We start from the raw sequence: 12,201 nt of genomic DNA on the forward strand, positions 1-12,201 counted from the left end.
TAGGGCTTGCTGAATAAGTAACAGAAAAGGAAACGAATGATTAACTAGCGAATGAAGTTAGAAGGGTAAATCAGTTTTTTTGGNGAACCCTTATTCTACCGTTGGCGATCGCCAACTGTCCGAAGTGTTGATTTAATGGCGGGTTGCTTTTTTTTAACTAACTGATAAAATCAATAATTAAATTGTATACATAAATATTAATAATGAAATGTTAGAAAGGGTAGAACTTCGTAACTTTAAAAGTCATCGTTCAACACAACTGAGTTTAGATGATTCACGCCTACACGCACTTGTAGGACAGAATAGTTCTGGTAAGACATCAGTTTTGCAAGCATTACATTATCTGAGTCGGCTTGCTGGTTATGATTATTCATCATTTGCGAATATTTTTCAGAATGAAAGATCCCCTGAATTTCTGACAACAACGGGTCAAAATAATATGTCTGTTATTGGAAGTGGTTTCTGGGGATATAATAACCCAAAAAACTGGGAAGCATCCTATCATTGGGAAAAAGAAGGTAATCCTCCCTGGGTTCCAACAGCATCATGGAAGGTTGATCAAAATCAGGGAAATGTGAAAGGATGGAATAGCTCATTAAGTAATGCTACAGAACCTATACCCCAAGCTTTAAGATACTCGGTTCACCTAAAGCTAGTAGCCACAAATCTTGCTCAAGCAGCTTATAGTGATGCCATTACGCCGCGAGTTGAGTTCGATGGTTCAGGGTTAGCACCAACCTTAGATTATCTTCGTAATGAAGCACCAGATAAATTCCAATCTTTACAAGAAATGTTGAAAAGAATTGTTCCTGGTGTTAGGGAGGTAGGGGTAAGACGAGCTAAGGTTAAAGTCAATCGTCTACGCTTAATCGAAGTCGATGGAAAATCTATTTCATACGAAGAAAGTCAGGAAATAGCAGGGCAAGAAGTTGTCCTAGATATGAATACAGGTGAACGAATTCCAGGCCATGCTATTAGTGAGGGAACAATGCTCACTCTGGGATTATTGACTGTTCTGATGAGTCCTAAACAACCTAATTTAGTGTTACTTGATGATATTGAACAGGGACTACACCCCAAAGCTCAACGAGAATTAATGACTGTTTTTAAGGAAATTATTCAAGACAACAACTATCTGCAAATTATTTTTTCAACCCATTCACCTTATATTGTGGATGAACTGACTCCTTCTCAAGTCCATGTATTAAGTAATGCGAATTCTGGTTTTACTTGTTGTAAAAGGTTGGATGAACATCCTGATGTAGAATGGGCAAAACAAACTTTAACTACTGGAGAATTCTGGGATGCTGAGGGAGAAGATTGGGTGGTTGCAGGAGAAAGAAATGATTGAATTTATTGTGATTGTAGAAAGTAGTGCCGATGCACGAACTGCTACTCAATTAGCCGAGCGCATTTTAGTAGATAAAATTGAATGGTTAGAAGATGAACAGCTTCAATATTTATTCCGATGGAGTGGTTTAGAAGCGGGTACAGAGCATTCTTGCTGGACAAATATCATTGATATAACTCAACGTCTTTCTGCTCAATTTAAGTTCCCCAAAATCCGATCCAATGGAAAATTAAAAACGGATGGTCAATCAGCTTATAAAGTTTTGACATTAATCAATTTTCTACAATATAAACAAAATAGGAATATTAAAGCTGTTATTTTTATTCGTGATTTAGACAATCAACCGGAACGAAAGGAACATATCAAGCAAGCGCGTTCAGAACAGAAAGATCAATTAGAAATTGTTATTGGTACAGCCGACCGAATGCGGGAAGCATGGGTTCTAAATGGGTTTATTCCTTTGGTTCAAAAGGAAGAACAAATGTTAGAAGATATAACACAAAAATTGACCTTTGATCCTTGTAAAGAATCACACAGATTACGATATAAGTTATTTGATGAACCTGATCGAATTAGAAATCCTAAAGTTGTTCTCGAAAAGTTAACAGGAGGCGAGATAGAACGTGAACAGAAGTGTTGGAAAGAGACGAGTTTGGAACTTCTCAAAGAAAGGGGTATTCATACAGGATTAACAGACTATATTGATGAAATTGAGCAACGATTGATTCCTATTTTATCTGAGTAAAAGTTAACATTTTTAGTTGGTGCGTGCGCTGCGCTTACGCACCCTACTTTTTAGAGGGTAGCGATTAGACGAGCTTGTTGAAAAGGGCGATCGCAAATTATACTATTATATTCACAAGTCATTTCAATTTCATCAATCCAGGCTTTTTGTAAATTAAATCCATGTAATTGTAACTGAATTTGATGATATGAAAAGGGATAATCCCCTTGTTGTTCCCAAGTCAATGTCATTGAATTTCCGTTTTCCTTCATCCCATCTCCTGAAGACTCAATAGTATTTGGCTCAGTTTCGGCTAGTAAGTTAGGAAGTAGTTGATTGGTTGTTGCTGAGGTGAAACTGGGTTGAAGTTGAAATTGATCGATTCTTGAGGTTTCATATCCATCTCCCTCATCACTATATAATATTCCTTGAGCGGTTTTATCACGGGTTGGATAGAGATGTAAGATTAATGTTTTTCCCTCTTCCATTGGAATAATACTTCCGGCTTTTATTAATAGCGGAATTCGTTCTAAAGGAGCATCGAATTCAACGGTTTGGGAACCTGTTAATTGTTGATCATCCCAAAAATGATACCATTCTCCTTGAGGTAAATAGACACTGCGCGATCGCATTCCAGATTCATAAATCGGACAGATCATTAAAGCATTCCCTAATAAAAACGCATCATCAATACCCCATAAATTACTATCCGTTGGATCAAGCCAAAATATCGGACGCACTGGGGGATATCCTTTTTGATGGGTTTCCCAAGTTAAGGTATAAATATAGGGAATTAATCGATAACGTAATTTCAAGAATTCGCGTAAAATATTTAACGTTGGTTCTCCATATATCCAAGGGGTTCGATGTTCCACGTTATTAGAAGAATGAGTCCGATAAAACATCATAAAACTCGACATTTGAAACCAACGTAAATACAATTCTGCGCTAGGGTTTCCTTGAAAACCTCCGGTGTCTGAACCACTATAGGGAATACCGGATAATCCTAACCCAATAACGGTTGAAATAGTTTGACGTAAAGCCGCCCAACTCGACTCAATATCCCCCGTCCAAACCCACGCATAACGTTGTAAACCTGCCCACCCTGCACGAGATACAATAAAAGGGCGTTGATGGGGTCGAGATTGACGTAAACTTTCAAAAGCGGCGGAGGTTTGTAACATTCCATAAACGTTATGAATTTCTCGATGATCTCCGCCTCGACCTTCAACAAAATGACGAGTTACTTTTGGTAATGAACGATCTCCCCAAGCAATAAAAGCCGCAGGTTCGTTCATATCATGCCAAAACCCACCAACTCCAACTTCTAATAAATATAAATATTGTCGTGTCCACCAACGGCGTACCATTGGATGAGTAAAATCAGGAAAAACTGTCCATCCCGGCCATACAGGAGCTATTACTAATTCACCATTGGGATATTTACAAAAAGCATGAAGAATTTGCCCCTGTAAAAACATTTGATTATGGCGAGTATATTTAACTCCGGGGTTGAGAATACTAATAAATTTTACCCCATGTACTTCGAGTTCTTGAATAAAGCGTTGTAAGTCAGGAAATCGTTTAGGATCAATCGTAAACGCTTGATAATCTACCATGACATCAATATCAAGATGAATGGCACTTAATGGCAGATCATTTTTTTCAAAATGGCGATAGGTTTCTCTAACTTGGGTTTCAGTTCCAAACCCCCAACGAGAATGATGATAGCCTAATGCCCAACGGGGAGGAAGGGGAGAATGTCCGGTTAATTCAGTGTAATTTTTGATTAATTTAGGAACAGAACCAAGGGTGAAATAATAGCGCAATGCACCGCCGCTAAAATTGGCTATTGCTGTGTCTGAAAATTGAAAAATAGCTTCATAAGGATTTTCATAAAAAATTAAATAACTGCCTTGTTCATGTAATCCTAAATATAGGGGAATACATAAATATATGGGGTCAGAACCGGGGCTATATTGTCCGGCTGCGTCAAAATTCCACATTCTAAATTTTTTCGGCTCTGCGGTGGGTTTCCCTTTTTTTGTAACTTCTTTGGCTAATCGTAAATTTAAGGGAAATGCACGTTCTCCTAAACCATAAATATGTTCTTCCGAGCGTAAATTAGCTCGATGTATCCATTGTTCTTCTAATTTTTCTGGAGGATATTCTTCGCGGATTAATTGGTGTTGATGATCGAAAAATTTCAGATGACCTTGATCTTGAACCTGGATCGTTAATGTTGTGTTTGGGGAGGTAACTGTCCAAGCATTTTCAAGTTGATTTAAAAGGGGGTTAATGGTTTCCCATTCCTGACGTTCAATGCCATAGGGATAGGGTAAAACGCTGGGTTTCCAAGTGATTCTAACGAAATCATCGGTTAAAAATGTAAGCTCTAACTCTGCTTTTTCAAAATAAAATATTGTGCCTGTTTCTGTATTTTCTGCTCTTAATAATTTCCCTGGTGTTTCTCCTGTTTTTGAGGAATGGGGTTGTAGGGGGGGAATATTACGGTCAGCGCGATCGCGTTTATAAGAATATAAGATAGCTTGAGGGGTGTAGGTTAAATAAATCAAATTGCCCCAGAAGAATTTCCATTTTAAATATATTTTTTTCAGGAAATTTTTCATATTATTAAAACAATAAACTTTGGGCTAAAAAGAACAAAACTCTAAGCTATTTTAACAAGGGAAAAACTGGGGGAAACCTCTCTCGCCCCCAGGCGTAGCCTGTTGATAAATTTATCAAGATTTAACATCCTTAAGCTGCTTTTGGTGTTTGTTGATCTTGGAAATTGGGTTGGGGAGTTGGTTCTAATGTCCAACCTGCTTTGAATAATTTTTGATAGGTTGCCCACCCTTTAGAACCACCGGGAATCGTATAATCAGGAATAGAGAAGTTAGCCATTAAATAATAAGGAACCCAAGGCTTATTGGCATCAAGTCGCAGATGTAGAACTGTTGTTCCATTACTTCCAAGCCGGGGTATCCAACACATTTGTCCAGTCATAATTGACTCCTTTTTTAATTATAATCTTGATTTCAATCAAGCAAGGTTAAACTATCACACGTTCTCGCAATCCTTAGTTTTATTCTGTTTCAGCAAAAATCAATTGACCTCTACATAAGGTGGGATTTACCTAGGAAAATAAATCTATCTTTCTAGGTAATAGATGGGGAGGATTTTGTATTTCTCCCCTACATCCCACCCCTAGGCTTGCTTCCAAATTTGTTGAATATCCCCCGGAAGCCACCCTGTAATTTCTTGAATCCGTTCTTTAGAAAGTTCGGCTTTTGTAGCAGAAAATACGGCTTTAATTACGGTTTCTGCATTCGTTGTTGGCGGTAAACCGCCTTCATTAGCAACACGAATCAGGAATTTTTCAGAATCAATTCCTGATAAACCAGGCCCTTTCAATGGCGGACGAATACGGCTTAAAAAACCGACAATAGGATTTGTATCTTGCCACAACTCAGCAATTTCCATTTGTAGCCTTTTATTGGAAGTTGGTATCACTTCTTTATGCAATTCTTCAGCAACGTGATCGGCGGTTTCTGTACTCATCACATCGCGCATCACCCGAAAGACAACTTCTGTAATATCTCTGGCATCATAGAGATCAGAAAGACCTCCCTCAACCATGACTTTTTGTAAAAATGCCTTGTCTTTTTCTTGAATTTCCTGATTAGCATCGGGTTGTTTTTGTTGAGTTTGTTCTGCGGTCATGATTTTACCTCTTTTCAAAGTTTAACTGTATTTAAGAAGGTAGAGGAGAAGTGGTAAAAGTGAATCTTTCAAAAGATAGGGGTATTCATTTGGGGTAAAAATTATATCCCAAGATATAAGACATTTATTTGTGGGCTTGTCAAGATGAAATTATGAATACAACACAACGTTTAGCCACTTTAAACCGTATCCGTAAACTCAGCCGTTTAATGGATACTTCGATTCGGATTCCGGGCCTAGGTTTTCGGATTGGTTTAGATCCGATTATTGGTTTAATTCCGGGTTTTGGGGATGTAATTGATACTGCTTTTTCAGGTTATTTAATTTTTTTAGCCACTCGGTTTAAGCTACCCACTTCAGTTTTAGGTTGGATGGTTTTTAATATAATGTTTGAAGGAATATTAGGAACAGTTCCTTTAATTGGGGACATCTTTGATGCGTTCTATAAATCTAATATTCGCAACTTGAAGTTATTAGAAGATCACCTGAAAAACACAGAACCGGAATTAAGCAAATCTGATCCGATGGATTTATCGAGTGTAGAGAAAATTGCAGTATAATAGATTTATCAGACTCAAACTTATTTATGAGTTTGCTCTGCTATTTTCAATCTGCTACCCAATAACCACTGATCTTTCAACTTTATCCATTCCTGATCTTGTCTCCCCTTTTACCAGCAGACAATTTCTAGGCATAATTCTATATTTACCGGATTTTTCCTCAATTTCTGCTGCGCGTAGTCTATACAGATCTGCTCAAAGTAACAGAACAGTTTGTGCTGAACATTTTTTTGCTGTATTTGACTTTAGTGGAGACTAGAAATTTATGTTGACTCTTCTATTATCTGGTGTGGTTAAAGGGGGTATTTTCTTACCCGAATTTTCTGAAACTGCGGGTCTAACTGCGGGTCTAAGTGGGGGTGTAAATTCTATTGTTAAAATATCTGATACTTGCCAACCTTTTTTAATTCTGTCTCGAATTTATAAAAATGGTGATCATGACCCCATTGTTCCGCCTAATTAAAGAGTAGGGGAGAGGAGGACAAGGGGAAAAGTACCCGCGTCCTCGCTTCCTAACTATCTTTATTGTAACCGTTGACGAGCCATCATTCGCCAGGTGAGTAATTCCGGTAAACGCCAGGTAACACCGTTAGATTGTTGATCGGTTTCGTCTTGTTCTAAAGCGGTTTTCCAAAAAACTAAGGCTTGTTTATTGCGGTTTTGGGCTTCTAAAACTTGAGCTAAAATATAGTAAGCTACGGCGTTAGATTCTTTTAATTCTAAGGATTGACGTAACTCGACTTCAGCTTGTTTCGGATTATTTTGCAGGAAATAAGCCCAGCCTAAATTTTTATGTAAAGTGGCTCTGACTCCTTTATCCTTCACCTGAACTAAGGTTTTTTCTAGTTTATCAATGGCTTCATTGGTTTTGCCATCTAAAATTTCCAATCGGGCTAAATTATTAACCGCCGCTTGTGCTGCCCGGTTATTGTCAACATCGACTAGAATTTGATAATGTTTTTTAGCGGGTTCAAACTGTTCGAGTTTCTCATAAGTAGAACCCAAATTATAATGACCTGCACTTAAGGTGGGATGATAGCGAACAGCTTGCAATAAATGGGTTTTAGCAGATTGGAATTCTCCTTCTAAATAGTGTTTATAACCCAGTTCATTAAAGGATTTGCCCATCAACTGATACCAAATTTCTTTGCGGAAATTAGTATTGACGGTATAAGCAATGGGGTGGCTGGAGGTCGTTTCTAACAGCGATCGCTCGGTTAAAAAGTCTAAGGACATTTGCACTTCTGCCGATTGTTCTGAGAGGATCAAATCCGTTGCTAACTCACTCAAGGTTGCGGGTTTTGGACTCACAGCCAACCAACAGACTAACCGAATTTCCAGCTCTGATAATTCCTGATCTGAGCGTAGATGCTGACGCACCAGTTCTTCTAAAACTAAGGTATTTTGCTTGATTAATTTGGTGAGATTTCCCACAGTCAAGTCAGGAATTTTAGCCGCCCATAATTTTAAAATTAAGGGGTTGCCACCACATAAATGAATCAACTCCGAGAGGAATTTACTATCCAAATAGAAGGTATCTTGACCGGATAGCACCATTTGTTGGGCGTCTTGTTCCGATAACCCCGTTAACTGCACAACGGGTTTGGAGGCGAATTTTTGCCACGAATCGGGAAATTCCCAACCGATTAATAAAACGCTACTGCGATGGGAAGATTCGCTAATTTGTTGAAACAAGGATTCATAACTTTTGAAGGCGATATCTTTATGTCCCAATTCTGAGATATGTTCTACCTCATCAATCACTAACAAACATCGAGAATCGGATAAGGTTTTAAGCAATTCGGCGATTTGTTCGGAGTCATCCCAATCCAAAGGCGTTTTAGAAGAAGCGGGAAAGGCTGAGGCAATAAATTCACTCGGCGAAGGTTTGTCTCGCAGCGATCGCCAAATCACTTGGTCAAAGTCCGGGGCAATTTCCTGGACTAATTTCACCCCTAGGGCGGTTTTTCCAATCCCACCGATCCCCTGCATCATCATCAGGTGAGCGCGTTCTGTGACTAATCCCTGTTTTAACGTAGTCAGGGCTTCTGAATGGCCATAAAACAGCCCCACTTTCGGTGCGTTTCCCCAATCAATTTGAACGTTACTGCTGAAACCTTGAGAGTCAACGCCACCCATAGACCGCTTTTTGCGACCGGATTGGCCATTGAGTTGTCCACCGGACTGATTGCCTTCCGATTGATATTCCGCCAGTAAGCGTTGTTGAAGTTTGGCTAACTTTCCAGGGCCAGCACCCGTAATGTTTAACTTCCTATACACTTCTCCTAAGCGTTTTTGCAACGCATCCTTGCGAACGCCTAATTGCTTAGAAATCGCGGTCATGGGTTCGCCTTGAATTGCCCGTGCCATCACTTCCAGTTCATTGTCGGAAATCCCAACTCTCGTGGCTACACTCTTTAAAAACTCTCTGGGTACCATATCAGATTTAACCTAATAAATTAACATTGAATTCCAGCTTGATTCTCAATTGTGATCCTGTCAATGGGTGTTGATTTCTATTGATTGACATTCAGAATCAAGGATCAACTGGAGAGGATCGTCGGGGATGGGACAACAAAGTCGGAACAATTTTGAGTTGTACACCTGAGTATTTCCCGCACCCTTCAAAATGCCTCTATTCTGTGTTGAGTAATTAGTCTAAAAAACTAAACAACTCTATAGTTTGATTCTAGCATATCCTCTCGGTTTTATGAGCTAATTTTCAGAATTTTGGGTTTTCCTGCCCCCTACTACTGAAAAGCCGATTCTATGCGAATCTGCTTTTCATCTCAGAAGACAACTCCTAGAGTAATTTTAGATCTCGTGGGCAAAACGGTCTTGTTGTCAATGCACGGGATTGGAGGCGTCCCGAAAACAGCCGTTTGTAATCAGATAGGGGCTACTAGGTTAAAAGTGAAGATATTTTACCTTCTTCCGGTAGAGACTGGAGCGAATTTTGGGCAATATAATTAAGCAGGATGGGAGCAAAAGATTAGATCGGATCAATCCACCGCAATCCAAATTTCTAGGCCTCAGATCGAGGATGATCAGGAGTGATCTGGGAAAATCTAAATTGAATCTTTAAATTGTTCTCAAAATCAAAAAAATAATGTTAGGATTTAGAAATATTACCAGAGTAAATAAGAATATGGTGATTAGCCGCACCCCCCTCAATAATTCTCCCCATTTCAGTACAAAAAACTTTGATAATTCCCGATTACCTGATAACTCAGTAAAACCTAGACAGGTAAAACTATTATCAACCGGAAAATACTTGCCTAAAAATCAAGTTACAGCCCAACAATTAGGACAACAATTAGGCATTGAAGCGGCTTGGATTGAAAAAAAATCTGGGGTCAAAGTCCGTCATTTTGTCCAAGATGAAACAGCTTCTCAAATGGGCGCAATGGCGGCTACAATGGCTTTAGAGGCTGCGGGATTAGCCTTAAGTGATATTGATTGTATTGTTTGTACCAGTAGTGTTCCTGAGCAGTCTATTCCTTGTACTGCGGCTTTAGTTCAAAAACAATTAGGAGGGGAGTCTTCAGGAATACCAGCTTTTGATATTAATTCAACTTGTTTAAGTTTTGTTGTCGGGTTAGATACTCTCTCCTATTTAGTAGATGCGGGACGGTACTCACGGGTGTTATTAGTCGCCACAGAAATTGCCCTAGCAGTGGATTGGAAAGATCGAGAAACGAGTACCTTATTTGGGGATGGTGCCGCCGCCGCAATTATTGGCAAAACCGACCCCCAGGAGGGATCAAAAATTATCTGTTCTCGCCAAGAAACCTATAGTCAAGGTGCAGATTTATCGGAATGTTTAGCTGGAGGAAATCGCTATCATCCCCGTGAATATTCTGATAATATTGATCGGTTTTTATTTAAAATGCAAGGTCGGGCAATTTACCGTTTAGCCTCTAAAATTTTACCCGGATTTCTAGAACGATTATTACAACCTGCGGGATTAACTTTAGCGGATATTGATCTCGTGATTCCCCATCAAGCGAGTTTAATGGCAATGGGTTTAATTCGCAAAGGATTAAATATTCCTCAAGAAAAATGGATGGTGATCGCACCTAATCACGGAAATACAATCGCCGCCTCAATTCCGATGACCCTCCATGAAGCCATTCAACAGGATAAAATTCATCGAGGCGATCGCATTCTGCTATTAGGAACCTCCGCCGGGTTTTCCGTTGGGGGAATTGTTTTAGAATATTAAAGGGTTGAATGTTGACGGTTGAATGTTGACGGTTGACGGTTGACGGGAATGGGCGGGATAACCCCGCCCCTACGACTTAAATTAATTAATAGCTGAAGAAAAATGATCAATAACTTAATCCTAATTTTAGGGCTAGTAATTTTAGCAGAACGGGTGATTAAATGGATTTTAATTCAACAGTTTTTTCAAAGGGCAAAACTTGAGTCTGAATCTGTCCTCCCCAGTGAATCTGATCAAATTTCGATCCTGCAACCGATTTTAAGCGGTGATCCGACCTTATGGGACTGTCTGAGTCACAATTTAGCCTTAAAAACATCCTATCAACTAGAATTTATTTGGTTAATTGATCAAAATGATCCGGTTGCACAGTTGGGATGTCGTCAACTGATAGAAACCTATCCCGATGTTAGCGTTAAATTAATTTCTCTACCTCCATCTCCCAATCAAATTAGTCCCAAAATGTTTAAACTGATTGCTGGACTGAAGGAAGCAACAGGTAATATTATTGCCGTTTTAGACGATGATACCCTGTTACCCAATCAAGCTTTTGATCAGTGTCTTCCCTATTTAGAAAAACCGGAGATTGGCGTTGCTTTTGGTTTACCCTATTATGTAAATTTTTCTAATTTTTGGTCAACGTTAGTGTCCAGTGTCGTGAATGGGAATAACTTACTCACCTATATTCCCTATACTTATCTAATTAATCCCTTTACGATTAATGGGATGTTTTTTGTAATCAAACGAGAGGTGTTAGAAAAAGTCAATGGATTTACGGATTTAGATAAATTTATTGTTGATGATTATGCGATCGCTCAACATTTTCGCCAACAGGGTTATCAACTCGCTCAAACTCCCGTTTGTCATGGAATTAGTACCCAAATTCAAGATTCTACCCACTATTTTAACCTGATCACACGCTGGTTTATTTTCCCCCAAGCCTCGATTTTAAAATCTTCCTCTATTCCAGAATTAATCGTTTTTTATTTAATGGCATTTTTGCCCACAATGTTCCCGTTTATCGTTTTCCTGTACAGTTTATTGTTTCCCTCTGTCTCTGCTTTAATTTATAGCCTGATTTACTTTAGTTTAAATTATGCAATCTTAACCTATTTTAATCAAAACTATCTGCGAAATGCAACCCCAAAAGCCCAGATTATTGTTTTAATCCTGGTTCAAATTTTACTCCCGATTCAGATTATTATCACCCTATTTCTACCCCGAAAAATTAACTGGAGAGGAAATATTATGCAATTAACCGAAGATGGAGGATTTGAATTTATTCAACGTCGAGATTCTTTTTATAGCAGGGAACAGGGAATAGGGAACAGGGAACAGGGAACAGGGAACAGGGAACAGGAATAAAAAGACAAAAGACCTGAGATGAAAACCGACTCAGGGGGTTTTAACCCCCGTGAATATTTCTTCAATCTATGTTAATATTTGGGCAAAGTTAGCAGAAATATTATTAATAAATCGAGGAAATCATTCAACAGTTTTTACAAAAGCACAGCAAGAAAATCGCTTATTTATAATTTCTACAGGAGAACACGCACATCTTAATTATTTAAGCGATCGCCATTCACAAACAAACCTTATATGTTCGTCCCTTACTGAT

Annotated in this window: 10 protein-coding genes; 6 read left to right on the forward strand and 4 right to left on the reverse strand. The window is 38.8% G+C overall.

What is annotated here, in order from left to right:
• Nucleotides 1-208 precede the first annotated feature (208 nt).
• On the forward strand, nucleotides 209-1,351 hold the full coding sequence (locus PL8927_RS18355; RefSeq protein ID WP_083624488.1) for an AAA family ATPase: 1,143 nt from the start codon (nucleotides 209-211) through the stop codon (nucleotides 1,349-1,351).
• On the forward strand, nucleotides 1,344-2,096 hold the full coding sequence (locus tag PL8927_RS18360; RefSeq protein ID WP_083624490.1) for a hypothetical protein: 753 nt from the start codon (nucleotides 1,344-1,346) through the stop codon (nucleotides 2,094-2,096). The genes PL8927_RS18355 and PL8927_RS18360 overlap by 8 nt, the downstream gene beginning before the upstream one ends.
• Nucleotides 2,097-2,146: 50 nt before the next feature.
• Here PL8927_RS18360 and PL8927_RS18365 read toward each other — a convergent pair whose 3' ends face one another.
• From PL8927_RS18365 to PL8927_RS18375, 3 genes are all read right to left on the reverse strand, one after another.
• Nucleotides 2,147-4,705, reverse strand: coding sequence for a glycoside hydrolase family 31 protein (locus tag PL8927_RS18365; RefSeq protein ID WP_083624493.1), 2,559 nt, complete (start codon nucleotides 4,703-4,705; stop codon nucleotides 2,147-2,149).
• Between the two features lie 130 nt (nucleotides 4,706-4,835).
• Entirely contained in the window at nucleotides 4,836-5,084 is a 249-nt protein-coding gene (locus PL8927_RS18370) for a hypothetical protein (protein ID WP_083624496.1), read from the reverse strand.
• A gap of 201 nt (nucleotides 5,085-5,285) precedes the next feature.
• Nucleotides 5,286-5,801 (reverse strand): DUF2267 domain-containing protein, encoded by a 516-nt coding sequence (locus tag PL8927_RS18375; RefSeq protein ID WP_083624498.1) that lies wholly within the window; start codon nucleotides 5,799-5,801, stop codon nucleotides 5,286-5,288.
• A gap of 152 nt (nucleotides 5,802-5,953) precedes the next feature.
• Between PL8927_RS18375 and PL8927_RS18380 the strand changes: the two genes are divergently transcribed.
• Together PL8927_RS18380 and PL8927_RS18385 are read left to right on the forward strand one after the other, a co-directional pair.
• The gene (locus PL8927_RS18380; RefSeq protein ID WP_083624902.1) at nucleotides 5,954-6,361 is read left to right on the forward strand and encodes a DUF4112 domain-containing protein; all 408 of its coding nucleotides are present in this window, start codon (nucleotides 5,954-5,956) and stop codon (nucleotides 6,359-6,361) included.
• A 265-nt stretch (nucleotides 6,362-6,626) separates the two neighbouring features.
• Nucleotides 6,627-6,824, forward strand: a complete 198-nt coding sequence (locus PL8927_RS18385) for a hypothetical protein (RefSeq protein WP_083624500.1) — start codon at nucleotides 6,627-6,629, stop codon at nucleotides 6,822-6,824.
• Between the two features lie 59 nt (nucleotides 6,825-6,883).
• Here PL8927_RS18385 and PL8927_RS18390 read toward each other — a convergent pair whose 3' ends face one another.
• Nucleotides 6,884-8,800, reverse strand: a complete 1,917-nt coding sequence (locus PL8927_RS18390; RefSeq protein ID WP_083624502.1) for a tetratricopeptide repeat protein — start codon at nucleotides 8,798-8,800, stop codon at nucleotides 6,884-6,886.
• Between the two features lie 670 nt (nucleotides 8,801-9,470).
• Here PL8927_RS18390 and PL8927_RS18395 point away from each other — a divergent pair.
• Together PL8927_RS18395 and PL8927_RS18400 are read left to right on the forward strand one after the other, a co-directional pair.
• The gene (locus PL8927_RS18395; protein ID WP_231506057.1) at nucleotides 9,471-10,586 is read left to right on the forward strand and encodes a beta-ketoacyl-ACP synthase III; all 1,116 of its coding nucleotides are present in this window, start codon (nucleotides 9,471-9,473) and stop codon (nucleotides 10,584-10,586) included.
• A gap of 102 nt (nucleotides 10,587-10,688) precedes the next feature.
• On the forward strand, nucleotides 10,689-11,948 hold the full coding sequence (locus PL8927_RS18400) for a glycosyltransferase family 2 protein (protein ID WP_231506058.1): 1,260 nt from the start codon (nucleotides 10,689-10,691) through the stop codon (nucleotides 11,946-11,948).
• Nucleotides 11,949-12,201: the final 253 nt, after the last annotated feature.

The organism is Planktothrix serta PCC 8927 (assembly GCF_900010725.2).
In the GTDB taxonomy this organism is placed as follows: domain Bacteria; phylum Cyanobacteriota; class Cyanobacteriia; order Cyanobacteriales; family Microcoleaceae; genus Planktothrix; species Planktothrix serta.

Bases quoted from the DNA above. Each gene is read 5' to 3' on its own strand.
- PL8927_RS18355 (WP_083624488.1), top strand. From the start codon at position 209: ATGTTAGAAAGGGTAGAACTTCGTAACTTTAAAAGTCATCGTTCAACA.
- PL8927_RS18360 (WP_083624490.1), top strand. From the start codon at position 1,344: ATGATTGAATTTATTGTGATTGTAGAAAGTAGTGCCGATGCACGAACT.
- PL8927_RS18365 (WP_083624493.1), bottom strand. From the start codon at position 4,705: ATGAAAAATTTCCTGAAAAAAATATATTTAAAATGGAAATTCTTCTGG.
- PL8927_RS18370 (WP_083624496.1), bottom strand. From the start codon at position 5,084: ATGACTGGACAAATGTGTTGGATACCCCGGCTTGGAAGTAATGGAACA.
- PL8927_RS18375 (WP_083624498.1), bottom strand. From the start codon at position 5,801: ATGACCGCAGAACAAACTCAACAAAAACAACCCGATGCTAATCAGGAA.
- PL8927_RS18380 (WP_083624902.1), top strand. From the start codon at position 5,954: ATGAATACAACACAACGTTTAGCCACTTTAAACCGTATCCGTAAACTC.
- PL8927_RS18385 (WP_083624500.1), top strand. From the start codon at position 6,627: ATGTTGACTCTTCTATTATCTGGTGTGGTTAAAGGGGGTATTTTCTTA.
- PL8927_RS18390 (WP_083624502.1), bottom strand. From the start codon at position 8,800: ATGGTACCCAGAGAGTTTTTAAAGAGTGTAGCCACGAGAGTTGGGATT.
- PL8927_RS18395 (WP_231506057.1), top strand. From the start codon at position 9,471: ATGTTAGGATTTAGAAATATTACCAGAGTAAATAAGAATATGGTGATT.
- PL8927_RS18400 (WP_231506058.1), top strand. From the start codon at position 10,689: ATGATCAATAACTTAATCCTAATTTTAGGGCTAGTAATTTTAGCAGAA.